General features: G+C 64.6%; 22 protein-coding genes and 1 pseudogene. All 23 read right to left on the reverse strand.

Features of this window, described 5'->3' with window-relative positions; all coding sequences use genetic code 11:
- Positions 1-14 precede the first annotated feature (14 nt).
- Positions 15-689 carry a TetR/AcrR family transcriptional regulator gene (locus tag ACPTTF_RS33025; protein ID WP_423369815.1) on the reverse strand — a complete coding sequence of 225 codons (675 nt, stop codon included), beginning with the start codon at positions 687-689 and terminating at the stop codon, positions 15-17.
- 167 nt (positions 690-856) lie between these two features.
- Entirely contained in the window at positions 857-2,341 is a 1,485-nt protein-coding gene (locus ACPTTF_RS33030) for an NAD(P)/FAD-dependent oxidoreductase (RefSeq protein WP_226118060.1), read from the reverse strand.
- An 11-nt stretch (positions 2,342-2,352) separates the two neighbouring features.
- A complete protein-coding gene (locus tag ACPTTF_RS33035) occupies positions 2,353-3,594 on the reverse strand; it encodes a thiolase family protein (RefSeq protein WP_126368284.1) in 1,242 nt (413 codons plus the stop codon).
- Positions 3,595-3,619: 25 nt separating this feature from the next.
- Positions 3,620-5,173 (reverse strand): AMP-binding protein, encoded by a 1,554-nt coding sequence (locus ACPTTF_RS33040; RefSeq protein ID WP_027790165.1) that lies wholly within the window; start codon positions 5,171-5,173, stop codon positions 3,620-3,622.
- Positions 5,174-5,215: 42 nt separating this feature from the next.
- A complete protein-coding gene (locus ACPTTF_RS33045; RefSeq protein WP_027790166.1) occupies positions 5,216-6,346 on the reverse strand; it encodes a saccharopine dehydrogenase family protein in 1,131 nt (376 codons plus the stop codon).
- Positions 6,347-6,519: 173 nt separating this feature from the next.
- Complete coding sequence (locus tag ACPTTF_RS33050; protein WP_113044804.1) at positions 6,520-7,191, reverse strand: c-type cytochrome; 672 nt, start codon at positions 7,189-7,191, stop codon at positions 6,520-6,522.
- Positions 7,192-8,673: a flavin monoamine oxidase family protein gene (locus tag ACPTTF_RS33055; RefSeq protein ID WP_174413331.1), complete on the reverse strand. Its 1,482-nt coding sequence runs from the start codon at positions 8,671-8,673 to the stop codon at positions 7,192-7,194.
- Positions 8,674-8,709: 36 nt separating this feature from the next.
- Positions 8,710-9,678, reverse strand: coding sequence for a WD40/YVTN/BNR-like repeat-containing protein (locus ACPTTF_RS33060; RefSeq protein ID WP_423369816.1), 969 nt, complete (start codon positions 9,676-9,678; stop codon positions 8,710-8,712).
- 31 nt (positions 9,679-9,709) lie between these two features.
- Entirely contained in the window at positions 9,710-9,994 is a 285-nt protein-coding gene (locus ACPTTF_RS33065) for a hypothetical protein (RefSeq protein WP_027790170.1), read from the reverse strand.
- Between the two features lie 31 nt (positions 9,995-10,025).
- Positions 10,026-12,386, reverse strand: coding sequence for an efflux RND transporter permease subunit (locus ACPTTF_RS33070; protein ID WP_423369817.1), 2,361 nt, complete (start codon positions 12,384-12,386; stop codon positions 10,026-10,028).
- Positions 12,387-12,442: 56 nt separating this feature from the next.
- Entirely contained in the window at positions 12,443-14,287 is a 1,845-nt protein-coding gene (locus ACPTTF_RS33075) for a DUF1302 domain-containing protein (RefSeq protein WP_262543181.1), read from the reverse strand.
- A 78-nt stretch (positions 14,288-14,365) separates the two neighbouring features.
- The gene (locus ACPTTF_RS33080; RefSeq protein WP_027790173.1) at positions 14,366-15,733 is read right to left on the reverse strand and encodes a DUF1329 domain-containing protein; all 1,368 of its coding nucleotides are present in this window, start codon (positions 15,731-15,733) and stop codon (positions 14,366-14,368) included.
- Positions 15,734-15,948: 215 nt separating this feature from the next.
- On the reverse strand, positions 15,949-16,362 hold the full coding sequence (locus tag ACPTTF_RS33085; protein WP_113044810.1) for a RidA family protein: 414 nt from the start codon (positions 16,360-16,362) through the stop codon (positions 15,949-15,951).
- A gap of 16 nt (positions 16,363-16,378) precedes the next feature.
- A complete protein-coding gene (locus tag ACPTTF_RS33090; RefSeq protein ID WP_027790175.1) occupies positions 16,379-17,212 on the reverse strand; it encodes a phytanoyl-CoA dioxygenase family protein in 834 nt (277 codons plus the stop codon).
- Positions 17,213-17,456: 244 nt separating this feature from the next.
- Positions 17,457-18,059 carry a TetR/AcrR family transcriptional regulator gene (locus ACPTTF_RS33095; protein WP_146254263.1) on the reverse strand — a complete coding sequence of 201 codons (603 nt, stop codon included), beginning with the start codon at positions 18,057-18,059 and terminating at the stop codon, positions 17,457-17,459.
- 73 nt (positions 18,060-18,132) lie between these two features.
- Entirely contained in the window at positions 18,133-18,807 is a 675-nt protein-coding gene (locus tag ACPTTF_RS33100; protein WP_146254264.1) for a hypothetical protein, read from the reverse strand.
- 35 nt (positions 18,808-18,842) lie between these two features.
- Complete coding sequence (locus ACPTTF_RS33105) at positions 18,843-19,502, reverse strand: c-type cytochrome (RefSeq protein ID WP_146254265.1); 660 nt, start codon at positions 19,500-19,502, stop codon at positions 18,843-18,845.
- A gap of 10 nt (positions 19,503-19,512) precedes the next feature.
- Entirely contained in the window at positions 19,513-20,997 is a 1,485-nt protein-coding gene (locus ACPTTF_RS33110; protein ID WP_226159899.1) for a flavin monoamine oxidase family protein, read from the reverse strand.
- Positions 20,998-21,379: 382 nt separating this feature from the next.
- A pseudogene (locus tag ACPTTF_RS33115) lies at positions 21,380-21,478 on the reverse strand (transposase); the annotation flags it as partial.
- Between the two features lie 118 nt (positions 21,479-21,596).
- Positions 21,597-23,204, reverse strand: a complete 1,608-nt coding sequence (locus ACPTTF_RS33120; protein ID WP_423369818.1) for a TniQ family protein — start codon at positions 23,202-23,204, stop codon at positions 21,597-21,599.
- Positions 23,185-24,219, reverse strand: coding sequence for a TniB family NTP-binding protein (locus ACPTTF_RS33125; protein ID WP_423369819.1), 1,035 nt, complete (start codon positions 24,217-24,219; stop codon positions 23,185-23,187). Before ACPTTF_RS33125 ends, ACPTTF_RS33120 begins: the two co-directional genes overlap by 20 nt.
- The gene (locus ACPTTF_RS33130; protein ID WP_423369820.1) at positions 24,209-26,200 is read right to left on the reverse strand and encodes a DDE-type integrase/transposase/recombinase; all 1,992 of its coding nucleotides are present in this window, start codon (positions 26,198-26,200) and stop codon (positions 24,209-24,211) included. Before ACPTTF_RS33130 ends, ACPTTF_RS33125 begins: the two co-directional genes overlap by 11 nt.
- On the reverse strand, positions 26,197-26,835 hold the full coding sequence (locus ACPTTF_RS33135) for a TnsA endonuclease N-terminal domain-containing protein (RefSeq protein WP_423369821.1): 639 nt from the start codon (positions 26,833-26,835) through the stop codon (positions 26,197-26,199). Before ACPTTF_RS33135 ends, ACPTTF_RS33130 begins: the two co-directional genes overlap by 4 nt.
- Positions 26,836-26,922: the final 87 nt, after the last annotated feature.

Raw genomic sequence — 26,922 nt, forward strand, 5'->3', positions numbered from 1 at the left:
GGCGGATCGCACCGCTATTTAGCCGCGGGCGCCGTCAGCGTGCCGTAGGCGATCGCGCGCGACGTCGCGATGAAATACGCATCGAGCGCCTGCGTCTGTCGACCGGTGCCGTACTGCATCGCGAGGCCGTCGGCCAGCGCGATCAGCATCGTCGCCGCATGCCGGCTATCGGCCGCGCTGAATGCCGGATTGACGGCGCGCAGCAGTTGCGCGAGGTCTCGCGTGAGCGTCGCGTACCACTCGTCGTAGAGCTTGAAACACTCGGCATCGGTGGCCGCAAACGACAGCAAATGCCGGAACAGTGCGTTGTACTTGGCATCCTTCGCATCGGAAACCGAGCGCTGCATGATCTCTTCGAACACGTCGCGCGGCGACGCATCGCTGCTGATCGCGCGCTTCATGTCGTCGAGATACGCCTGGATGACCGGCTCGATGACGGCCCGCAACACGGCGATCCGGGTCGGGAAGTAGTACTGCAGATTGCTGACGCTGATCCCCGCGGCCGCGGCAACCGCGCGCTGCGAGAATTCAAGCGGGCCGCCTTCGAGCAGCAGCTTGCGTGCGACGCGAATGATCGTGTTGCGCGTGCGCAGGCCTTGCGCCCGCAAGCCGTCGGTATTGCTCGCTGCGGCGGTGGCAGTCGAAGTGCGCCGCTTTCGGGGGCTGCGCTGCTCGTTGGACACTGTCATCGTGTTCGTCGTGAAGATGGCGTTTCGGCTTCGCCGAATGGACACTCCTTGCCTTACGGAGCGCCAACGACTATACCCGATGCGCGCTGCATTTTCCATCGAGCCGCCCTTCCATCGGGCGGGCCAGCCGGATGCACGTTGGCGTGTCGCGACGATCGCACGCGCCGCTATACCGGCCGCACCTTGCGGTTCACGCGTTCGTCGAGCAGGTTCGCGACGCCGAGCATCGCGGTCATCGCACACCATCGCAGCGGCTCGGGCGGCACCGACGGCGTCTTGTGCGTCAACGTGTCGAGCAGCGGCGATCGTCCATCGTGAATGCGCTCGGCCAGCACGCGCCCGATCAGCGATTGCGTGCCGACGCCATGCCCCGAACACCCGGCCGTGTAGAACACGTTGCCGTGCGCGCCGGCCGCGCCGACCACCGGCAACGCGTCTCCCGCGAACGAGATGTAGCCGCTCCAGCATGCGCGCACCGGCACGTCGCCGAGTTGCGGAAAGCGCACGTGCAGCGTCTTCAGCAGCGCGCGATACGCGTCCTCGTCCGGCACGTTCGGCGTTTGCGAGCCGTACACGTAATGCAACCGCTTGGTCGTCAGCAGCAGCGTGTTGCGCGCGGTCAGGCGATGGCTCTCCATCGTCAGGTGCGACGTGACGATTCCTTCTCGATCCGGCCAGCCGAGTGCCGCGAGCTGCGCATCGGACAGCGGCTCGGTTTCGAGCGCCGACACGCGCAGCGGCATCACCTTGTCGCCGAGCAGGCCGAGCTGCGGCGTGTACGCATTGGTCGCGAGCACCAGCATCGGTGCACTCGCGCTGCCGCGTGCGGTGCGCACGCGCACCGTCTCGCCCGCGTCGAAATCGAGCAGCGCGGTGTTCTCGTACAGCTTCACGCCGGCCGCGAGCGCCGCGCGCCGCAAGCCCGTCACGTACTTGCCGGGATCGAGCGTGCCGCCGCCCGGCACGTATGCGCCGAACAGGAAGGCCGGCGGAATGCCGCGTTCGCGCATCGCCGCGCCATCGAGAAACTGCGCGGGCGAGCCGAGTTCGATGCCGGTGGCCATGCTTTCGCGCAGGCGCTTCTCCTGCGACGGATGCACGCCCGCGCGAATGATGCCCGACGCACGGTAGTCGCAGTCGATCGCGTATTCGACGAGCTTGCGTTCGACGTATGTGACGCCCTCGTCGTAGAAACCGACGATCCGCTTGGCCTGTTCGTGGCCGACCCGCTTGAGAAACAGCTCGTATTCGAGTCCCTGGCCGCCGGCGAGATAGCCGGCGTTGCGCCCGCTCGCGCCGAAGCCCGCGAATTCGCGTTCGAGCACGACGACGCTCGCGCCGCGCGCCGCGAGTTCCAGCGCGGTGGACAGACCGGCGAAGCCTGCGCCGACGACGATCACGTCCGCCTGCATGTCGCCTTCAAGCTCAGGTTGCGCGCGCTCGGGCGCGTCGATCCAGCCGCCGACGGGACGATACTTCCGCAACGCGGCGTCGGCGCGCATTTCCTCGCCCCAGCGCGCGAGCGGCCCGGCCGCGTCGGCGCCCGCCGCCTGCATCGACGCCGCCGCGCCGACCCCGCCCGACGCCTGTCGCGTCGTCTGCCCTGCCTGCGCTCCCTGCCCGAGCGCGATTGCGCCGTGTGCGTCGCCCATGTCCGCCTCCGTCAGTCCTTGCTGAGAATGTGAATCGCCAACGCGGCCTCTTCGACGCCCTGCAAGCCGCCGCCGTTTTCCTGGATCGCATGACGCGCGCCGTCCACCTGCCGCGCACCCGCTTCGCCGCGCAACTGCGTGACCAGCTCGTACAACTGCCCGATGCCGGTCGCGCCGAGCGGATGGCCCTTCGATTCGAGGCCGCCCGACGTGTTGATCGGGATGCGCCCGCCGAGCGTGAACTCGCCGCGCTCGGCGGCCGGACCGCCTTCGCCGAGCGGCACGAAGCCGAGGTTCTCGGCCTGGATGATTTCGCCCATCGCCGACGCGTCGTGCACTTCGGCCACGTCCATGTCCTCCGGCCCCACGCCGGCCTGCTCGTATGCCTGCAACGCGGCGAGCCGGCCGATGTGCTTGTGCGGCTCGTCGATGCGACGCCGCGTGAAGCTGCGGATCACGCTCGCGGCGATCCGGATGCAGCGGCTGCGATCGGCGCCGATGCGCTCCAGCCCTTCCTCCGTGCATAGAATCGCGGCCGCCGCGCCGTCCGACAGCGGCGCGCACATCGGCAGCGTGATCGGGTACGTGATCGGCGCGGCCGCCAGCACCTCGTCGATCGTGAACGGCTGGCGGAACTGCGAATACGGGTTGTGCACCGAATGCCCGTGGTTCTTCGCCGACACGGCGGCGATCTGCCGCTGCGTCGTGCCGTACGTGTGCATGTGGTGCCGGCACATCGCCGCGTAGATCTTCATGAAGCGGCTGTACGGGCGCTCGGACTCCGAGCCGGGCGGCAGCTCGATCCCTTCGCCGAGCCGCGCGAGCGTCGCGAAATTCTCGTCGACGCGCGATACGTCCCAGCCGGCCTCGAACAGCGCGAACGATTTCGCCTTGTCCGCGACGTTCATCTTTTCCGCGCCGAGCGCGAGCGCGACGTCGCACGCGCCCGACTGCAGTTCGCGCACGGCGAGGTGCACGGCCGTACTGCCGGATGCGCACGCGTTCTCGACGTTGAACACCGGAATGCCTTCGAGGCCGATCTTGCTGAACACGACCTGGCCGGGAATCGACAACTGCCCCTGCAGCGGGCCGTTCGTGATGCCCGCATAGAACGCGGCGCGAATTGCATCGGCGTGGCAACCTGCGTCCCGCAATGCGCGTTGCAGCGCCTCTCTCGCCAGATCGTCGAGGCTGCGGTCGAGATGCCGGCCGAACACGGTCATCGCGATACCGGCGATGTAGATGTTGCTCATCGTATGGAATCCATATGAAGCAGGTTCAGATCCTGCGTTGCTGACCCTGCCAGTACTGTTCGCGCAGGTCCTTCTTCAGCACCTTGCCGGCCGTGCTGCGCGGCAGCGCCGCGACGAAGTCCACGCTCTTGGGCGCCTTCACCGAGCCGAGCTTCTCCTTGCACAGCGCGACGAGCTCTTCCGCGCTCACCTGCTGCCCGGCATTGAGTTCGACCACGGCCTTCACGGCCTCGCCCCATTTGTCGTCGGGCACGCCGATCACCGCGCAATCCTGCACGGCCGGATGCGCCCAGATCACCTGCTCGATCTCGCTCGGATAGACGTTGAAGCCGCCGCTGATGATCATGTCCTTCTTGCGGTCGGTGATGTGCAGATAGCCGTCGCGATCGAGATGGCCGATGTCGCCGGTGTGCAGCCAGCCGTCGACGATCGTCTCGGCCGTCTTGTCCGGCGCGCGGTAGTAGCCCTTCATCACGAGGTCGCCGCGTACGCAGATCTCGCCGGTCTCGCCCTGCTTCAGCAGCTCGCCGCACTCGCCGACGATCTCGACGCGCACCAGCGGGTTCGGGCGGCCGACCGACGCGAGCCGTGTGTCGGACGCGAGCTTGCCGTCGACAAAGTGCTCGGCCGGCGTCAGGTACGAGATCGACGCGGGCGCCTCGGTCTGCCCATAGCCGCCCGTCATCACCGGGCCGAACACGTCGATCGCGCGCTTGAGTTTCTCGACCGACATCGGCGCGGCGCCGTACAGGAAATAGCGCAGCGACGAGAAGTCGACCTGCTCGATGCCGGGGATGTCGAGCAGCCGGTAGATCACGGTGGGCGGCAGGAAGAACTCGGTCACGCGGTGCTTGACGATCGCACCGAGCAGCAGCGCCGGGTCCGGCTTCGGCAGCACGACCACCGTGCCGCCGCGCGCGGTGCACGGCAGCGACATCATGCCGGCCGTGTGCGTCATCGGTGCCGCGGCGAGATTCACGGGGCGCGCATCGTCGTACGTCATCGCGATCATGAATTGCGCGAAGTACGTTTGCAGCGAACGATGCGTGTTCATCACGCCCTTCGGCGCGCCCGTCGTGCCGCCCGTGGCCGACAGCGCGACGACGTCGTCCATCGCGTAATCGACGGCCGGCGGCGTCGCCGGCTGGTGCTCGCTCCACGAAGCCAGCGACGGTGCCCACGGCAGGTCGGCGTCGAGGCACACCCACAGCCGGATCTTCGGCAGGCTCGGCCGCAGCGCATCGATCGCGGCCGCGAATGCCTGATGGAAGAACAGCACTTCGCAGTCGAACGCATCGAGCACGTACTGGTTCTCGGCCACCGCGTTGCGGCCGTTCACCGGGATGTACGCGAGCCCGGCGCGCCACATCCCGAGCGCGCAGCTCCAGCCGATCACGTCGTTGTCGGCCCACACCGCCGCCTTCGCCTCCTTCGCGAAGCCGGCGGCGAGCAAGCCGTTGGCGATGCGGCACGACAACTCGCCGATCTCCTGGAACGTGTAGTTGCGATCGTCCTGGATGTACGCGATGCCGTCGGGATTGAGCCGCCAGCCGCGGTCGTAGAAATCGATAATGGCCATGTCACAAGTTCCGTTGGGTCTGGTCCGGTGCGGCGGCGGCCGTCACAGTTGCGTGACCGTCGCGCGCGCGAGTCCGCGCTGTTCGAGGAAGCCGAGCAGGTAGCGATGGCCGAATGCCTTCGAGCCGGACGCGAAGCCGGTGCGCGCGGTATCGCCGTCGAGCAGCTTGAGCACGCCGGCCGCGTGAATCGCGCCCGTCGAGATGTACGGCGTGACGCCGTGCACGGTCGCGCGCACCGCCGCGAGCTGGCCGCGGCCGATCGCGACATCGACGCTGCGCTGGATCGTCGTGCGCTCGCGCGGCGGCATCGTCGGCGTGGTCGACGCGACGACCTGCTTCAGCACTTCGTCCTGCTGTTCACGCGGCAGGTGCTTGTATTCGGCTTCCCACTTCTGTCCGAACTGGTGCACCAGCTTCATCACGTTGTTGTCGTAGAAGCCCACGCACGAGATGCAGCTGCGCACGCGCGCATCGTGCTCGAAATAGACGGGCAGCGACGTGCCGCCCCACGGCAGGCAGAACACCGGCTGCATCAGCTCCGGCGTCGCGACGGTGAACGACGCGTCCGCGGCGTGCGGCACGAGCGCCTTCTCCCACAGGTAGCAGGACTCGTGGCGCGCGCCGTCGAAGATCGTCGCGGTCGAGCCGATGCTCACGCCGGCCGCGCCGCGCGGGCCGCGCGTCAGCGTGGCCGTCTCCAGCGCATCGATGCCCGGCGTTTCGAGCGCGAGCTCGGCGGCGATCTCGGCGAACGTGTACATGTACGCGTTCGACGACGACACCAGCAGGCCGGCCTGGCGATACTGCTCACCGAATTCGTCTCGCACCGCACGGATATACGACTGTTCGCCGGTCGTATCGAGGTGGTGACAGCCGGCCTTCAGCGCGGCCTCGACGCCGACGAGCCCGAAGCTCGAGAACGGCCCGACCGTGTTGCACACCACCTTCGCCCCGCGGAAAGCCTTCACGAGCGCATCGACGTCGTGCTCCGCCTCGATGATTTCGTATTGCGCGGATTCGAGCCGCACGACGCGCTGCGCCATCATTTCCTTCGCGCGGCCCGCATTGCGCGCGACCGCCGTGAACGGGATGTTCTGGTCGATCAGCCAGTCCATGATCAACATGCCGGTGTAACCGCTTGCGCCATAAACGACGACGGGGTGCTTAGCCATGCTTGTCTCCTGAAACGTGAATTGTCGAGAACCGGTTCGGTTCGAGGTCGGGTACTGCTGCTTCGTATCCAGCGCGTTCTTTTGTAGAACACATTGCCAATCTTAGGTCACTATGACAAAGTAAAGCGTAAAGAAAAAGGCAGGGTATTCCCGGGCCTGGCGCGTTTCGCACATCACTTCGCCGCTCCGTCCGGCGACAGGCCGGCCAGATAGTGCGCAACCGCACGCGTGTCGTCGCCCGACAACGTCGCGGCCAGCGCGTTCATCGCGCCGGTCGGATCGTGCCGCTCGCCCGAGCGGAACGCCGCCAGTTGCGTTTCCAGGTAAAGCTGCCCTTGGCCGGCGAGGCGCGGCGCCGGATCCTTGCCGGTCAGCGCCGCGCCGTGACACGCGCGGCAGCTTCGCGCCTCCACGAGCGCCATGCCCCGCTTGTCGAGCGCCGCGTCGGCCGGCACGGCCTCGTTGCGCGCCGGCGCCTGCCGCGCGAAATAGGTCGCCAGCGCGGCGATCTTCGCGTCGTCGAGTTCGCGCGAAAGCGGCCCCATATACGCGTTGCGGCGCTGGTCCGTGGCGAACGCGCGCAGTTGCGCGGCGATATACGTGGCCGGCTGGCCGGACAGCGACGGATACCACGCGTTCTGCGACTGCCCGTGCACGCCGTGGCAGAAGAAACACGTCTCCTGCGGCCGCGGCCACGCGCCGCCGTTGACCTTGTCGGCTTCGCCGATCGCGGCCATCGACTTCTGGTAACGCATGCCGTCGACGAGGTCGGGTCCGTACAGCGTGCCGGCTGCCGCCACGCCCGCGATCACGAGCGCCGCGCCGATCATCCAGGTTCGTTTCATTCAGGCCTCCCGTCCGCGGCCGGCCAGTTTGCCGAGCGCCTGCAACGCCGCGCGGTGTCCGGAGCGCACCGCGCCGTCCATCGCGCCGGCCCACAGGTCGGCCGTCTCGGTGCCCGACCAGATCAGCCGGCCGGCTTCCGGGCGCAGGAACTTGCCCCATTTTGTCCAGAACCCGGGCGGCAACGGGTGGATGCACTGCAGCGTCCACGGATCGACGCGGCCCCAGTCGTAGTCGTGGAACTGCGTCGGATGCAGCGCCTTGTCGCCGAGCGCGCGCGCAAAAATGGCCGACAGCGTCCGCTCGGCGGCCTTCGGCTCGGCCGGCAGCGCGCCCGGCGCGACGAACGCGGCGAGCACGCCGACCGAGCCGTCCGGCGGCGAGTTGTCGTACGCCATGAACACCGGGCCGCCGACCTCGAAGATCTGTCCGTTGTAGCCGTCGTCGCGCCAGAACGGCCGGTCGTACACGTGCACCGTCTTGCGCATCGGCGCATTCGCCGGCCAGTTCCGCTGCAACTGCGCGCGGCCGTCCGGCAGCGGCGGATCGAACACGATCTGCTGGCACAGCGCCGGATTGAGCGCGACGATCACCCGCCGCGCGCGCAGCACGCCGCGATCGGTCTGCACGTCGACCACGTCGCGATCCCAGCCCGAGATCTTGCGCACCGGGCAGGACAGTTGCACCTTCGACGCGCCGAGTTCGCTTGCCATCCGCATGCTCAACACCTGCGAGCCGCCGACGAAACGCGTTTCCTGTGCGCCGCCCTTGGTCGATTCGAGCTTCGCGTAGTCGCAATCGGCGCTGTTGATCATCGACAGGTAGTGCAGCAGCCCGAGCTGGGCCGGCGCGCCGCCGAGCGACAGCTTCGCCGCGAGGCCGAGAAAGTAGCCGTCTTCATAAGTCACGCCCTGCTTGCGCAGCCAGTCGCCGTAGGTCAGCTTGTCGAGTTCCGCCGCGTGCTGCGCGGTCCACGGCTCGCGCGACGGCACGCCGCGGGCGAGTGCGCCGAGCTTCGCGCCGAGCGCGTCGTCGCCGCCCGAGCCGCCGTGGAAATCCTGGGCGACGCGCGCGTCGCCGGCCAGCACGACGGTCTTGCCCGCGTAATAGGTCGGGAACGTATCGACGCCGAGTTCGCGGGCGAGGTCGGCGATCGCCGTCTGCCCCGGGCCGATCCACTGGCCGCCGGCTTCGGACACCACGCCGTGCCCGAGATCGTGGTTGTAGGTCCGCCCGCCGACGCGATCGCGCGCCTCGACCACGACGAACGATTCGCATCCGGCGCGCTGCAGGTCGCGCGCGGCGGTCAGCCCCGCGAGCCCGGCGCCGATGATGACGACGTCGAACACGCCGCGATCGGCGGCTGCCGGCGCCGCGCCTTCGGCGAACGACACCTCGCCGGCGGCGAGCGACGCGGCGCTCGCGGCCGCGACGCGCAATATCCGTCGTCGGGCCTGCATGTCCGGCTTGTCCTTGCTTTTCATCTTGCGTACTCCATCCTTCCTTTTTTCGGATTCAACTCACGGCGCGGCCAGCACGCCGTCCTGCGAAAACAGCACCGGCTTGCCGCGCGCGTCGATCAGCGCGGCGGTGAGCGTCGCGCGATCCGCGCGCTGCGCGACGTCGAACGGGCCGCCCGCGACGCGCTGCGTGAACGTCAGTCCGTCGAGCCCGACGCCGACCAGCCCGCCGCCGGTCGCGACGAGATCGGTGATCGAGCTGTGCGCGCCGGTATTCAGCGCGGTCCATGTCGTGCCGCCGTCGTGGCTCTCGAACAGGCTGCCGAGCAGCCCGCCGACCACGATCCGGCCGTCCGGCATCGCGACGCCCGACCACAACGTGCCCTTGCCGCCCGTTGGCAGATAGACCCAGTTCGCGCCACCGTCGGCCGACTTGAGCACCATCCCCTGTTCGGACACGACGTAGAGCGCCTGTGCGGCATCGGCAAACGCGTGATAGAGATTGCGGTCGGCCTTGCCGCCGCCCGGCGGCTTCGGCAGCGTCGTGCGCGCCCACGTCTTGCCGCCGTCGTGCGTCTGCAGCATCAGCGACCACAGGCCGACGGCAATCCCGTCCCGCGCGTTCGTGAACAGCACCGAGAACAGCGGCTGGTCGACCGACGTATCGAGCCGCTGCGTGACCCACGTGTCGCCGCCGTCGTCGGTCGCGAGAATCGCGCCCCACTGGCCGACGGCCCAGCCGTGCTTCGCATCCGCGAACGACACGGCCGACAGCGTCGCCGCAACCGGCACGCGTCGCGCCTGCCGCCAGGTCTTGCCGTCGTCGTCGGACAGCAGCACGATGCCGTGCTCACCGACCGCGACGATCCGCGATCCGACGCGCGCCGCATCCATCAGCATCCGGTGCGTCGGCGCGGCCCACGCATGCGCGGGCTTCGTGGCCCAGGCCGCCACCGTTCCGTCCTGAGGTTGCGCGAAGGCCGCCGCGGCGGCGCACAGCGCGGTACAGGCAATGAGCGTCTTGATCATGGATGAACCTCCGTAGGGGTGTGCGCGGGCATCAGTGGCTGAACAGCACCGACCAGCCGGCATGCGCGACGCCGAGCGCGATGACGGGCGGCTTGTCGGCAACCTGCGCGGCCGCCGCCTGACGTCCGGCGTCGCCGTCGTTCGACGACGGGGCCACGGCCGGTTCGCCGCCCGTGGCGTGGCGCACGCTGACGCGTTGCGCGTTGGTTGCGAACGCGCGGGCCGGCGCGGGCTGTTGCGCAACCGTTTCATGGAAGCGTGCGAAGCCTGTCGCCACGAGGCAAAGTGCGCCGCACACAGCAAAGGTCTTGACCATGACTAGATCTCCGTCGGGATGTGCGTCAACTTCAGTGGCTGAACAGGCCCGGCGCGCGGGCCGGCTTGCGGCGCGGGAACCAGCGTTCGAGCAGCGACGCGAGCGCGGGCAGCGCGGTCATCGCCATCACCAGGTTCACGATGAACATGAACGCGAGCAGCTTGCCCATGTCGGCCTGGAACTTGAGCGCCGAGAAGCTCCACGTCGCGACGCCGATCGCCAGCGTGATCGCGGTGAAGATCGTGGCCACGCCCACTTCGAGCATCGCGTGCCGCACGGCCTTCACGATGTCCTGCCCGCCCGCGAGATGCACCTGCAGCCGGTTGTAGATGTAGAACGCGTAATCGACGCCGATGCCGACTGCCAGCACCATCACCGGCAACGTCGCGACGGTCAGCCCGATCTGCAGCTCCTTCATGAACCAGTAGCCGATGAACGTCGCGACCGACAGCGGCACGCAACAGGCGAGCATCGCGCGCCAGTCGCGATAGGCCAGGAACACGAGGACCAGGATCGCCGCATACACGTAGAGCATCATCGGCAGCTCGCTCTTCTCGACTTCGTCGTTCGTCGCGGCGAGCACGCCCGCGTTGCCTGCGGCGAGCCGCACCGTGATGCCCGGGAACGGATGCGACGCGCGGTACTGCTTCACGTCGTCGAGGATGCGGTTGATCGTCGTCGCCTTGTGATCGGTCAGGAACAGGTGCACGGCCGTCATCCCGCAGTCGCGGCTCATGAAGCCCTTCAAGCGCGACACGTCGACCGACACCGCGCCGTAGTTCTCGGCGGCGATCGGCACGACGTTCATCTTCGGGAAGTCCTCGTTGTAGCCCTGGTTGTACGCGCGCAGCATCGCCGAGTACGACTGCACCGATACGACGCCAGGCTCGGTCTTCATCGCGGCCGAGAAGTCGTCCTCATACAGGCCGACCGCCGGGTTGTCGCACGCCTTGCCGGTCGATTCGATCGCCACCGTCAGCCAGTCGAGGCCCATGTCGTAGTTGCCGGCGATCGACGTCGCGTCGCGGTTGAAGCGCGCGTCCGCGCGCAGCTCCGGCGCACCCGGCTGCAGCGTGCCGATCACGCGATCGCGGCTTTGCCACGCGGCGAGCGCGAAGATCGCCACCGTCAGCGCGACGGTGACGCCCGAGTACTTCGGCTCCGCCACGCGTGCGAGCACGCGCAGCGGCTTCGCACGCTGCTGCGCGCGCTTCAGCGAGTTGTCCGCATAGGTTTTCGTGAAGTTGAAGCACGATGCCGCGACGGGCAGCAGGATCAGGTTCGTGACGATCTTGTAGGCCACGCCGAGCGACGCGGTGATCGCCAGCTCGCGCACCATCGGAATCGGAATCAGCAACAGCGTGATGAACGACACGAACGCGGTGATCAGCGCGAGCACGCCGGGGATCAGCAGGCCGCTGAAGCTGTGGCGCGCCGCATCGAACGAACTCTGCCCGTGCGCGATCTCGCGGACGATGAAGTTCACCTGCTGCACGCCATGCGACACGCCGATCGCGAACACGAGGAACGGCACGAGCACCGCGAGCGGATCGAGGCCGAAGCCGAGCAGCTTCAGGGTGCCGAACTGCCATACGAGCGACGTCAGCGAGCACGCGACCAGCAGCACCGTGAAGCGCACCGAATGGCAATACCAGTACACCGCGAGCGTCGTCAGCAGCAGCGCGACCGCGCAGAAGCCGAGCACGGCCGTCGCGCCGTCGGCGATATCGCCGATCTGTTTCGCGAAGCCGATGATCTGGACGTCGTAGCCGGCATCCTCGAACCGCTTGCGGATCTTCTCCTCGAGCAGGTGATTGAATGCCACGTAGTCGAGCACCTTGCCGGCGCTGTCGCGCTCGTTCAGCTCGGCCGTGATCATCGCGCTGTCCTCGCCGTGAGACACGAGCGTGCCGACGTAGCCGCCGAGCGTCGTCGCGCGGCGCACGCGCGCGACGATGTCGGGCGTCAACTGGTCGGGCGTGACCGTGCCGGGAATGATCGGCTCGGCGCGAAACCCTTCGTCGGTCACTTCGTTGACGAACGCGTTCGGCGTCCACAACGAGCGCACGCCGATCCGGTCGACGTTCGGCAGGTACGTGACGGCCTGCGTGACGTCGTACAGCCGCGTCAGCCCCTGCTTCGACCAGATCGACCCGTGCCTCGCACGCACGACCACCGTGATCCGGTTCGCGCCGAGCAGGTCGTTCCGGTATTGCTGGAACGTGCGGATGTACTCGTGCCCGATCGGCATCTGCTTTTCGAAGCCGGCATCCATGCGCAGTTGCACGGCGAACACGGCCATCGCGACGGTGAACAACGCGATCGCCGCGAGTACGATCGCGCGGTGACCGAAGAAAAGCCTTTCCAGGCGACTGACCAGACGATTGAGCACGACGTTACCCCTTCATGTATTGCGGTGGCCCACCTGCCACCTGCCACCCGCCGCCGTCAGAAATTCCGCGTGACGAACAAGCCGACGAAATTGCGGTCCGCATAAGGCTGGCCCACCGTGTTGTGACCGCCCCAGAACGAAGTGAAGTTGATGCCGGCCTGCCAGTTCGGCGGGTTCTGGTTGAACAGCACGTAGACGTTCAGCGACTTCGCACCCTGCATGTAATTCGCGGTGAAGGTCGGTGTGTAGCCGTACAGGCCGGTGCTGAACGTCAGGCCCGGCGTGACCTGCCAGCCGGGAATCAGCGTGCCGTCATAGGTCCAGTTGAAGTCGATCGTCGCGCCCACCGAGCTCGACGTACCCTGGCCCATCCCGATCGGATAGCCGGCAGCCGACCCGTTGTTCAGCCACGGCAGGTAGCCGGTCTGCGGCACCTGCGTGACGGTCTGGCCGCCGACCGTGCGCGTGACGCCGCTCGGGCTCAGCCCCGGGTAGTAGATCCACGTCAGTTCCCACGTCAGCGCGGCCGAATCGGCGCCGAGCAGTTTCAGGAACGGATACTCGCTGCGCGTGAGCGCGAGCAGCCCGTTGATGTCGTACTGGAACTTCTTCTTGTCGACCCATTGCGGGCAGTCCACGCCGGCCACGCCGTTCGTGTTCAGGTCGAGCGGGCCGCCCGCGCCGTAGCAGCTCGACAGCGCGACCGCATCGCGCGGCCGGTACGACAGTTCGGTGCCGATCGCCCACGGGCCGACGCCGAAGTTCGCGCTGACGCCGAACAACTGGCGCCGGCCGAGATACGACCATTGCTCGGTGCCGTTCGCGAGCGACGCGAGCACCGGCGACTTGTCGGTGTAGTTCAGGTAGTAGAACGCGAAGTTCGCGTCGAACGAGCGCGGCGAATAGTTGAACTTCACGCCGAACTGCGGCCGGTATTTCGCCGGCAGGTTCGTCGTGCTCGGCAGGCCGATGTCGTTGAACGGCGGCCCGGCGTAGGCGCCGTTCACGAGCCCGTTCTTGATCGCATTGAGCGTGTCCTGGTTGCCCGCCGCACCCGATCCGCCGATCGCGTTCGCGATCGTGCCGGCGCTCGGGCCGGTCACGTTCAGGTTGTTCGTGTTGATCGTGAACGGCTCCGCGCCGCGGCCGAAACCGTTCGTCACCGACCAGTACGAGCCGACCGGCGGATAGCGGTTGCCGTTCCACTGGAACTGGTAGTACGCCTCGGTGCTGAACCCGTGCGACAGGTCGGCTGCCAGGCTCACCATCGGCGCGGGCAGCAGCGCCTGCTTGAGCTGCGAGCCGGGAATCAGCAGCTTTTGTGTGTCGATGGAGTTCGTCGCGTTGATGCCGCTCTGCGCGAACATGCTCTCGCCCCAGTTGATCACCTGGTTGCCGAGCCGCACGTGCGCGTTGCGCCCGCCGATCGTGAAATCCTTCTGCGCCCACAGGTCGAGCAGCTGCGCGTTGTAGACGACCTGCGCGGCGGCCGTGCTCGACAACGGCGTGCGGTTCGTGTTCTTGGCCATGAAGTCGTACATGCCGGTACCGCGCACCATGAACTTCAACCCCTCGCTCGGCATCTTCAGCAGCAGCTCGCTGGTCGCGCTGATGTAGGTGCTGAACGGTTGGCCCCTGCGATAGTTCAGGTCGCCGTTGTCCGCATAGCCCCACTGGTTGGTGTTCGCGCCCGCGCCGCAGCCAAAGGCGTTCGGGTCGCCGGTGAGCGAGCAGCTCGGGTTTTTGGTGCGAATACCGGCGCCGGCCGTGAGGTTCGACACCCACGAGCCCTGCAGGGCCCCGCCGTTCAACGTGAAGTCATACGCGTACGCGCTCGACGTCGCGGCGCCCGCCATCGCGACCGATACCGTAGCATTCCTTAGCAATCTTGCCGGTTCCATGATCCACCTCCGCCCCTGTTCGATGCCGGCGCACGATCGTTGCGCGCGCCGGTCCTTGTATCCGTCAGCCGGTCACCGTCAACGTTCGCTGACCGAGCGCAGCGATTCCGCCGTGTAGAAATCCTGCTTGAAGCGCGGATCGTCGGCCTGACCGAACCAGCGAATGTCCTTGCCCTGACCGATCGACGACGCATCGAACACATAGCGGCCATTGATCATGTCGTACTGCGCGAGCGGTTCGTTGTCGCAGGTGCCACCAAGCTCCCATACCGGAATCGGGTAGCTTTCCCGCACCTTCCACAACTTGCCCTGCGCGTCGTAGTCCTCGCCGACGAGCGCGAGCCAGCTGTCTTCGTCGAGATAGAACACCTTCTTCGACGCGACGTGCCGCGCGCTCGGCTTCAGCGTCGCTTCGACGACCCACACGCGATGCGTCTCGTAGCGACGGTTCGCCGCGGCGAGGCCGTCGGGCGTCGCGACGTCGTGCAGCTTGCTCTTGAACCGGTACATGCCGAACGCGTTGTACGGGACGAGCATTTCCTTCTTGCCGACCAGCTTCCAGTTGAACCGGTCGAGCGAGCCGTTGATCATGTTGGCCTCGTCGATCAGGTACTGGTTCTCGAAGCCGATCAACGGCGCGTCATGCGTATAGGCCGGCATGCGTCGCACGCGGCGCTGTCCCGGGAAGTAGTAGTAGGTTTCCGAATCCTTGTTGAAGTACTGCCGCTGAACGAAGGCCTGCCCGGCCAGCGCGGCCGGCGAGTTCATCTGGAAATAAACGGCGGCGCTCAACTGGTCGACCTCCTGCGGCGAGGTCTTGCCGAGCTTGGCCGACGGGAAATAGAACGTCTGCGGGCCGACCGCGTCGATCCATTCGCTGCTGCCGGGGCGCGGCGAAATGCTCGTGGCGACCTGCGCCCATTCGACGCCTTCGCCGCGATAACGCATCTCGTAGTTCAGGATCGCTTCGATGCCGTTCTTCGGTTGCGGGAACGGCACGCCCGGCAACGCGGCCGCGGCGAGGTTCTCGCCGCTCGCATCCAGCTTCGCGGCCGTGAGGTTCGCCTTCGAGTTCTGCTCGGCGGCATCCGGCAACTGGCATTCGCGGTGGGACGGGTAGACGTCCATCCGGTAGCCCTTCTTCTGCTTGATCAGCGCGACCTGGCCGGGCGACAGCTTGTCCGCATACTTGTCGACGTTCGCCGCGTCGATCGAATAGAGCGGCTTCTCGTTGCGATGCTTCCAGAAATCGCCGCGTACCTTGCCCCACTCCCAGCCGGCGTCGGGCGACTGCTTGCCCGCATAAGCCGGCACCGCGCCGTCCTTGCTCGCCGAACGGTCGGCGCCGGCCGGTGTCAGGTCGTCCGCCGCGACGGCGGTGCCGATCGCGACACATGCAGCGGCCGCGATCGCGGACGTGGTCCAGAAACGATGCTTCTTCATCATAGTTCTCCTTCCTGCTCCGCCTTCGCTCGCCCATCCCGGACGAAACGCATTTGTTTCGATCGTCGTCGTCAATCGACGATGACGTCGCGCCCTGATCGAGGCCGGCCGGGGTCCCCGGCCGGCCTCGTGCCAATCGACTGCTATCCCGTTACTTTTTTGTCAGGACTGCGATTCATATGGAACGCAAATCCCGCGAAAAACCCTCGTGCCTTCCGTCAGCCCTTGCCGGAGCCGGCCACCGCCACCGCGCGAATCTCGACGCACAGCCCCGGCAGCGCCAGTTGCGTGACGCCGACCGCTGTCCACGACGGGTAACGGTCGGGGAAATACACGTCCTTGACCGCCGCGAAGCCTTCGGTCTCGCATTGCAGATCCGTGTGGAAAGTCGTGAGCTCGACGACATCGGCGAGGCTCGCGCCGGCTTCCTCGAGGATCGCCTTCAGGCACTCGAACGCGATCCGCGCCTGGGCCTGCACGCCGTCGGCCGGCTGCATCTGCGCGTCGAGGCCGACCTGGCCCGACACCCAGATCGTGTCGCCGACGCGCGTCGCCGGCGAGAAGTGGTACGCGTCGTACCACGGCTGGAACGCAGCCGGCACGATCGATTGCCGCTTCGGAGTTGCTGTCATGACGAATTCTCCCGGTTCAGACGAGTTGGCGGAAACACGGCGCGCGGAACGGATCGCCGGCCTTCAGCCCGGCGAGTTCCTCGACGAACAGCACGCCGGCCGGCGTGAATCCCGAGCGGCTTTCGTCGGGCAGCGGGCTGAACACCGCGTCGTCGCCGAAAAAGCGCAGCACGAGCGTATGGCGATCGGGGAAATCGGCGTCGACCGCGCCGCCGCCGTGCAGCACGCCTGGATGGAGCAGCAGCACGTCGCCCGGCTTCGTTTCCCACGACAGGATGTCGTACGCATCCGGCGCCGCGCGGCGCTCGGCCTCGATGTTCGGCAGGCGCGGCCACACGTCGCCGCCGTGCAGCGGGTCGGTCGGATCCTCGGCGTTCTGGAACGTCGTGCCGTCATGCCGCACGCCGTGATGCGAGCCGCGCACGATCTCCAGCGCATTACGCTTGGGCACGTGCTCGAAGCTGATCCACGCGTTGCCGAAGTGCATGCCCTGCCACGGCAGGTATGACGTGTCCTGGTGCCACGGAGAGCGTGCGCTCTTGCCGCCGCCCTTCATGAACAGCTCCTCGGCGAAGTACCACACGTGCTTCGAACCCCACAGGTCGGCGAACAGCTGCCCGAACGGCAGCGTGCCGACCAGCGCGTCGAGCCGCTCCTTCGCATACGGGTTCGCGTTGTCGTTGTGCGACTTGTATTCGGTGCCGTCGAGCAGCGTCGTCGCCATCGGGCCCGGATTCTCCATTCCCCAGTCGAACACCGCGCGGCATTGCGCGAGTTGTTCGTCGTTGAGCACCCCTTCGATGAGCACGGCTCCGTCCTCGAAGAACGCCTTTCGCTTCATTGCATCCATCGTCTATCTCCCGATTCGTTCAGCCTCAACCGGCGGTTCGTCTTCACTGCCGGCACATCAGTAGAACATGATGACTATGTTAGGTCATCATGACAAAAATAATTAAAAGAAAAAGACGGGGTATTCCCTGTTTCGTCTGCATGATCGAACGTTTGTGGCCGGCCGCCGCCGGCCCGTCATGACAATCGGCTTTCGGCCTTCATACAGGCGCACGACAACGCGCGGCCACCGCGTCTTCGCGCCGTCATCCGCGCACGCGGTCGAACACCGTGTGCGCGATGAAGCCGACCAGTACCGCGTCGGCCAGCGCATCGGCCGCGCCGTGCGACTGCATGCCATCGCACAACGCGGTCAGGCCGAGCGCCAGCACCGGCGTGGGCAACGGCAAAGACACGCCGGCCCGCGCGGCATACGCGTCGATGCACGCGGCCGCGAGTGCCTGGCGGTCTCGTAGCAACGCGCCGAAGCGCGCACGGAACCGCGGATCGCGCGCCGCCTGGAACTGCGCGTCGAGCCACATCAGGTGCACTGCAGGCTGGGTCGCGCCCCTTCGCCAATACGCGAGCATCGCGCGCTGCGCATCGTCGACCGGATCGTGCGAACCGACGATCCGCTGCAATGCCGCGGCAGCCTCGTCCCGATCGCGGCGCAGCAGCTCGAACAGCACGTCGGCCTTGTCGCGGAAGTTCGAGTAGAATGCGCCGCGCGTATGCCCGGCCGCCGCTGCAATATCCTCCACGCTCGCGGCCGCATAGCCTTTCTCCGCGAGGATCGCGCGCGCGGCGCCGAGCAGGCGTTCGCGCGTCACATCGCGCCGCTCCGCGCGGGTCAGGCGGACCCGGTCCATCTGCGCGCCCCGCAATCGCCGCAGCCGGACCAGCAAGTGGTGCGAGCCGTCTCCACGTCCTCCGTATAACTACTCATTTCGGATACGACAAGACGCTCGCGTTCGCACTGCTGCGTCCGGCGTCTCGCTCCAGTGCGCAATATGCGTAATAGAGCGCGACGGTCAGGTACGACCAGGTCAGCAGCGCCAGTACATAGAAATTGAACACGACGTTGGTTTCCTCGCCCGGGATCTTGTAGAAATCGTAGATGCACGCGATCGCCTGCGAGGCGACGAGCGCGAGCGTCGTCGTCAGCGCATGGAGCGCGTGGCCGGCGCGCACGAGCCGCCACACGAAACCGGCGAGATAGATCGACATCAGTGTCCACATCGCCACGTAGAAGTACGGCAGCGCGTGCTGCAACACACCGGCCACGAGCGCGACCGTCCCGAGCGTCGCGAGCACGAACAGCGTCACGTCCTGCCGCATCGACGGCCGGTAGCCGTGCGTGACGGCCATCAGGCCGGCGACCGCGATCACCGGCATCCCGAAGCCGCGCGAGAACGCGTCCAGAAAGTGCGAAATGAAGTACGACACCGGCGATTCGGTCGCGAAGAAGATCACGGCATTGGACGCGGATATCGTCACGATCCACCACTCGATACCGATCAGGAAGTTGCGCTTGCGCACGAACTTGAAGCCATAGAGGCCGGTCGTCATCGCAAGCGTCGCGCTGGAAAGACAAAGGACAAGTGATCTGTGATCCATGGTTCGAACTCCCGAAGTCGATTGCTGCCGTTGATTCACTGCCTGGCGGAGCTGAGGCTCGCGAGATAGGTCGCCACCGCCGCGCGGTCATCTGCCGACATCGCCTGCGCGACGCGCTGCATCGTGCCGGTCGCCTCGCTGCGCGAGCCCGTCGCGAACGCGTCGAGCTGCGCAAGCAGGTAGTCGTATCCCTGCCCGGCCAGCCGCGGGAACTGCGCCTGCCCCGTCAGCCGCGCACCGTGGCAGGCCGCACACGCGCCGCCCGTTACCAATTGCTCGCCTTTCGTACGTAGTCGTGCATCCGGCTTGAAATAGCGGTTGTCCAGCGGCGCCTGCTTCGCGTAATAACCGGCCACGCGGGTGATCTCGGCTTCGCTCATCGTCATCGCGAGCGGGCCCATCGTCGGGTTCGTGCGCTGCCCGCCCGCAAATGCGCGAAGCTGCGCGGCCACGTATTGCGCCGGCTGGCCAGCAAGGCTCGGATACGCCTGGCTGAGCGACGTGCCCTTCACGCCGTGGCAGCCCATGCATGCGTCTGTCACGCGCGGCCACGGGCCGCCGTCGGCGTCATCGGCTTGCGCGGCCGTATCGATATGGCGCTGCAGGCGATAGAAGCCGAGCAACGTCGGGCCGTAGAGGGCCAGCAACGCACCGATCGCCACCACCGCCGTGAGCAATAAAAGCCGTTTCTTCATCTTCGTGATCCTAAGCATGACGCAGCGCATTCAGCGCCTGAAGCGCGCTTTGGTGACCGGAGCGCACGGCGCCGTCCATGTAGCCGGCCCAGATGTTCGCGGTCTCGGTGCCCGACCAGATCAGGTTGCCGCACGGCGCACGCAGCGCTTCGCCGTGCGCGCTCCAGAAGCCGGGCGGGATCGCCGATACGCACGTGAGCGTCCACGGGTCGGCGAGCCCCCAGTCGCGATCGTGGTACGACACCGGCGCACGCGCTTCGTCGCCCCACGCCTGCGCATAGAGATCCATGTGCATCTGCTTCGCGGCCTGCGGATCCGACGGCACCAACGCATTCCGGACGAACGCGTTGATCACGCCGATCTCGCCTCCCGGCGGTGAATTGTCGTAAGCCCAGAACACCGGCCCGTCGGTCTGGAAGATGTGGCCGTTCAAGCCCTTGTCGCGCCAGAACGGGCGGCGGTAGACCATCGCGGTCTTGCGCGCCGGCGAATGGGCCGGCCACGCACGCTGCAACGCGTGGCGCTTTTCAGGCAGCGGCGGATCGAACTGCACCTGATGACACAGCGCCGGGTGAAGCGCCATCACGACCTTTTTCGCGCGCACCGTGCCGCGATCGGTTTCCAGCGTCACGACATCGCGATCCCAGCCGACGATCCGCCGCACCGGCGACGACAGCCGCACCTTGTCGCCCAGTTGCTGCGCCATCCGGATGCTGAGGATCTGCGAGCCGCCGACGAAGCGGGTTTCCTGCGCGCTGTGCTTGATCGAATCGAGCTGCGCGTAATCGCAATCGGCGGAGTTGATCATCGACAGGAAGTGCAGCAGCCCCATCTTCGCCGGCGCGACGCCGCCCGACAGCGAGATCGACGCGTTCCAGCCCATCCGGTCTTCCGCCTTGATGCCCTGCGTCGCGAGCCAGTCGCCGACCGACAGCCGGTCGAGTTCGCCGACCTTGGGCGACGTCCACGGCGCGCCCGACGGCACGTCGCGCGACAACCTGCTCAGTTTCGCCGCGACGGCCTCGTCGGTGCCGAAGGTGCCCTCCAGGTCGATCTCGGCGCGCCCGTCGCCGCCGAGAATCACGGTCTTGCCCGCGTAGTAGCTTGGGAACGTGCCGACTTCCAGCTCGCGAGCAAGATCGGCGACCGCCGTCTGGCCCGGGCCGATCCACTGGCCGCCGACTTCGGTCACGAAGCCGCCGCCCACGTCGTAGTTCAGCGTGCGGCCGCCCACGCGGTCGCGCGCCTCGAGCACGACGAAGGATTCGCAGCCGGCGTAGCGCAGGTCGCGCGCGGCCGTCAGGCCCGCCAGCCCGGCGCCAACGATCGCGACATCGAGCACGTCGCTGTCGTTCCCGGCGGCAGGCGCCGCATCGGCCTTCGCCCGCGCGGCGCCGAGTGCGAGACCGCCCGCCGCGACCGATGCACCGGCAACCTTGAGCCACTGCCTGCGCTGCAGGTCGGCCGCCCCGCTGATGGATGACTTCCTGGACATGATCTGTGAATGACGCCTGCATTGGGGCGCGAACTCCGGCTGCCCTGGCGGCAGGCGGCCATCGTTCGCGCGGAGTCTGAAGACAGGATGCGATCCCGATCCGCTTCACCTGCCACCGGGCCGCCTGCCCTTGACGGGGGCGCTAATCCGGTTCGCATTCCTGCCTGTACACGCGCCGTACTGCCCCATACCGATAAGGATTTTCTGGCGCCCTGAATTAGTACATGTTGCAAAAGTTAGGTCATGATACATAAAACATGATCGAAAAAAAAAGGCAGGGTATTCCCCTGTCATACAGCACCTTGCTGCGCATTTGAAAGGCTATGGAAAGCAAAAATATTGCCGCTTCGACGCACAAGATGCCAATTCATGCGTGGGGCGCAACCGGGATTCGCGAATAGGTCATGCTGATGACTTCGGTGAGCCCCTCCAGGCCATCGACCACGGTAATCAGGATGTCCTGGCAGCCGCGCGTCTTGAGACCGCCGTCGCAAGGAACCCGCCAACACCGGCCCGTCACACGCCGCGCTTCTCGAAATCCACGGCCTGCATGTTGGGGCTGACAAAGATGACGCTGACGGGCGTGAGTGAAACTGCCTTTACGATGACGTCGATATCGTCCGGTTTGGTGGCGCCAGCGCGGGAAGCGCGTTGGCGCCTGCCTGCGAATATGCCTTCAGCCGTGTCAGCGAGCCCTCAAGCTTGATTCTTTCCAGCGCCTCTCGAGAAAACAGCCATCCAGTGAACCCTGGCTTACCCTTGAGCACAGCCTCCGGCTTCATCTCGCCACGGAGAATCATCCGAAAGAGATGCTCGATCATCTCGTTACGCCAAGCACACGATCGAAGTACCCGTGCCAACACTACTTGCTCGGCACCCTCATAGTCGATGACCGGCAAATCCTCGGCAAGCTTGAGTAGCTTTTCGATACTGGATCTCAATACCTGCACTTGTTCTCCTTTGCGAAACTGTACGGTATCCCCTTGAGCCTCCGGAAAGAGGAGCGGGAGCAACACGATCTGCCGTCGATTCGAAATCCCAAGATTTCGTAGCGCCTTGATACCCGATTGCTCATGCAAGATCTGCCGAATCTTCGGTAGGTCTTCGCGCCGAACTGCTAGCAACATTCGCCTGCTTCGAGATGGGCGATATTTGACCTCGATTAGCCCCTTCCCGGCCAACTCCTTGAGCTTCTCCTCTTTCATATTGAGTTCTCGAGCGGCGCTAGAGGCCCACATCCAAGGCAATCGAGATGAAACGGCGTCCACCATGGAATTTCTGCGATCAAGCGAAGGCCACGGCCAATGGTCGACGAGGTACTGCAAAAAGCATTCCTTCAGGAATCCGAATTGCGTTTTATGATGATTTGAGCGAATATAAAGATAGATGCCGCGAAAGGTTGATTCGATGGATCCCTCGTCATCACCTCGCTCCTTGTGCATGGCACTCAGATACGTTAAAAAGCCACATGGCCAAGCTGATAGTGCATCAGCCGATGGTTCGAGAGTCGCGATAGCGTTGCTCATTTCGCCGATGTGACTTGCCCCACGAAAGTAACCGCCCTTGTCGGCATCGGCCGGGCTCCCGAAGTGCACAACAAGAACAATCATCTCATGCAACGAAAGTCCATCGAATACAGAAGATTCTCCGCAAAAATTTGGAAGCCTACTAGCTATTATTGAGGATAGCTCAGTGAACTTCGTTGGTGCTGACGATGTTTGCATGTCTGCAAACCGTTCTCCACAGTCGCAGCAAAGCAGCGATTTTCTTGTCCAAAGTATGGGTCGGTTGCACGCGCCACACCGATCGATCAGCCAGCATCGATGCTTGGTGCACGCTAGATAGGGACGCAATTCCCACTCGGCTGCCCAGCGCGTCTGTTCGCGCAAGCAAAGCGGGCAGCACCGTGCAGTCTTGTTCAGCCACGCCCTGGGCGCAGAGCGACGCAAACTGATCAGACTATTCAAGTATCGTCTCGATTCGACCGGGGGCGCGATACGATCCCAAGACAACGCCTTCTCAAGAGCCGTCTCGTCGAGGACTACACCAAGCTGATACAGGCGATCTAGCGAGATACCATTGCTGACGGCGATGCGCTTCATATAGGCCGAACTCGCCTCTCCGACCTGGATGACCGGGTGCATAAACATCCTTGGAGGAGAGGCGATTGCAACCGCTACCGACGATTCAGCGGAGTTTCTTGCCATTTCCATTCACGTCGCGAGCGAGATACCAGAAGGGCTCACCAGTACCCACGAGATCACGCAACTCCGCATCGGGGTGAAATGGATTGAGCCTACCTACCCCACCAGCCCAGACCTCCTCGGCAAAAGCTTGTTCGAATTCCGTAAGACCGAGCCGACTCTTACCACGCTCAATGGCACACAAAACCGCCCCGTCGATGATCTTGGCAACGTAGTCGATTACACCGGCGGAAGCCAAGTACATTCTCATCGCGAAATCCGGAGAATAAAGTTCGGGGCACGGCAAGGGTAATCGGCCCTGCATGTACTTCAGTACGCCAGCAAATTCCCGACGATCGTCCGGCAGCGCCCAATCAAACCGACGCAGCTCATGATGCGCTGAGAATCGCCGGGTCAGCTGAGGGTTAGCCTCCAGAACCGTAGCACTCTTCGGCAGGCCCGCTACGATCATCACAATGCCGCTAGCCTCCAGGAGATTCTTCAACCAATCCGTTGCGCGACTTGCCTCCGCTATCTGCCCGGCGTCAACGAAATGCTGAAATTCGTCGATGATCAGCAATTCCACCCTGCATTGTTTGAGTAGCTCGAGGAGGTATATCGTCCGATCTTCCGCCGAAGCTCGACGTATTCGATCCCCTAGTGCATGGAGGATCGCCTGCACGAGGTTCTTGATGGTTGGCCTCGATGGCATGACAACATATAGCACCGGAACAACCGGGCCTTCGGTTGTTTCAAACCGCTCGAACTGGCTGGCATAGAACTTCAGGATGGTGGTCTTCCCGGTTCCAGTGTGTCCCAAGAATGCTAGTGCGCGCGGCCCCGGTGTCATCGCTCGCCATTGACGATGAATAGCAGCGATCCGCCGCAAAGCGATGCAGAATCGGTCATAGTGGATGAGTTCTTTTCGTATCGAAAATCTGACGACCAGAGCACGTGACTTCTTCGCGTCCTCAGGAAGGCCGATCGTCGCAAGAAAATCAAGAGGATCTTTTTTGATGGTTTGGATATCAGTACCCACGAGCATCTCCTTGATACTTGGGATTCGGCGAGCCATTCAGATCTGGGATCTGTCCGATGTCGAACGAGTCAGGCATAGGCTGTTGCGATTCCCGGATACGTGGCCGACTCGAGTTGCGAGAGCGACGACGATCGCTCGACTCATCAGAAAACACTTGCTCGCTGTCCGTGATATCGAGGGAAGCAGCTCGCTTGCGATCTCGCAGTTTCTTCGCCCGCAAAGCTTCGCGAATCATGGACTGGATCTCAGCCTTCACTCGCAACAGATGCTCGTCGTTCCACTTGTTCCCGTGAGCAAGCCTTGTCCGTTGGCGAATCAGAAGATGCTGGTGTAAGGTCATGCCGTCCGCATAGTTCGCGAATCGATGCGTAACGGGCACCTTGAAATAGCTCCCAGCTTCGTCATCAAAGACGTGGATGTAGCTGACATCATCTTCGTAGCGCTTCAACTGCACGTGCGTCCGGTAGTTGCGCGCACGGCTGCGCAGTACCTGGAGGTGTTCGTTGTTGTAGTACAGGCCATCAAGCTCGACGCCGTAGTGCCAAACGGTTCGGCTCTCCGGTAGTCCCGTCAATACATCGAGCAGTTGCGGGTGTGCCGGCAGTTCGATCCGTACGTTCACGATACCCTGTTGCCATTTTTCTGCTGGAGTCATTCCCAACGCGCGATGCGGCGTATGGTGATACTCGTCGACGATCCATTTGATAAGGATCTGCGTCAGCGTCTTCAGATCGATCGCGGCCAGTTGCTCCGCCGGATAATCGCCACGTTCATCGACGCACGAGAACACGGTCCCCGGCAGCTTATGCATCACTGAGCGCTGGATTGTGCCGATTACTCGCTCGACAGCCCCTTTGAACTCCGGTTGCCCCGCGGGGCAATAGAGCATCGAGATGCCCATCTCGCCACACACCATCTGGACCGCTTCCGCGTGGAGCTCCATGCCGTTGTCGACGGCAACGAGGTGCGGAATGCCGTACCCAGGATGTTCGCGATGCAGATCGACAATCTTGCCCCATCCCGCCTTTGGCAAGATCGCGCGTTTGAGGCACTGCAGTACCGATTGGGCCGAGGGAGTTCGGAAGCTTATGTAGAAGCCAAGAATGACTCGACTGTATCGGTCGATAGCAACCGTGATCCACGGCCGGCCCAACGGCAGGTTCGTGGCCAGGTCGATCACCAGGACATCCAGAGGCGTGTGGTCGATCTCGACACGATGCAAGGGAAAATCGGCTGTGGCCATTCCCTTCACCCAACGGGCCTTTCTAGCGGCAAGGTCTTTCCCCAGCCGCGCTTCGTCCGCCACGTTCTGATCGAGGTTCCTCAACCAGCGATACACCGTCGACTCGACAGGACAGGTGAGCGGCGACTGATCAGGTCGATTCTTGTTGTATTGGTTGATCTTCTCGACCAAGCTACCGTAGACGTCTTGTCCCGAACGCTTCTGTGGATCGAGATATATCTCGTTAACCGCCTCCTCAAATAGCACCTGGATGACGCCATCGCGTCGACGCCCGCTATTCGTTCTGCGATCGGTCAGCTTGGTGACACATTGCGTGTATCGATATTGTCTCCACCAGCGCTTGATACTGCTGACCGAGGGCACCACCGTATCGCCGATCTCTGCAGCAATCTTCGCGGTCTGTTCGCGTATCCACGCGTTCGTATCAGTGAAACTGTCCGTCAGCTTCTGCATGTAAATGTGCCGACGCCGTGCATTTTGCTGATGGTGTTTCGGGAATGTAGAGAGATCGCGTGGAACGGCCGTGAACAGCACGTTCGGATCGACATTCAGACTCTGCTCATCGATTGACATCGTGTTGAGCAAAACCGCTTGGTAAAGCTCGTCGCGACTCATCGTGCGCGGCTCGCCCTCATCACACTCGAGCTTTATCTTCCCGAAAGCCGTCCGGCCAATAATCGTCCATCGTTTGAGTCCTTCTCGGAACACCAGACCCTTCTTGAAGGTGAATCGGATCATGATTGCTCCTCCGAAGCGAAGCGAAGCATGGTCGAATTCGTCAATGCGGTGTCGCGATCGAACTCCAGGCAACCTGCTGACAGCAGGCGCATGATCGCGTGTTCACTCCCTGCGATTGAACAGGCACGGCCAAATGTCAACGGTTGAACCTTAGCTAAACGCCGCAAAAGCTCAACACGTTCGAATCCGGATGGAGTGGATCGGCGGTGATAGCTTAGGCGCTCAAGATTGGCAATTCTTGCTGCACCTCCGACGTCGCGCTCGGTCAAAACCTTGAACGACTGACCTCGATGCGCGTAGTGCTGCGCGATATCTTGCAGCCGCTCACGCAGGTCAACCCGACGTAGCTTCGATGAAGGCTTGATCTCGACATGTACAGACGCTCCATTTCTCATCGTCAGTTCGAAATCGGGAAAGTACTCCCGTACTCGATGGTGGCGGTCGCGATAAGTCACTCGGGTCGGTTGCTCGCGATAGCGTGCGACGTCCGGCGAAAACTCGAAGTGCATGGCCGCATCGAACTCAAGCCGCGATTCACACTGTACGAGCGCGCGATTCTTGGTTGAGGGATACAAGTAGCGGACACGTCGTCCAGATCGGGTCAGCACTTTGCGTGCAGTAGTCGTCTTCTTCATGGTTCAGCAATAGGAGATCCGCCCGCTCTTCACGCGGGTACGGATACGGATAGCACCAAATTTCGGACGTAAGTACACCCCGCCACG

Origin of the sequence: Burkholderia crassaminum (assembly GCF_964265005.1) — a bacterium.
Taxonomy (GTDB): domain Bacteria; phylum Pseudomonadota; class Gammaproteobacteria; order Burkholderiales; family Burkholderiaceae; genus Burkholderia.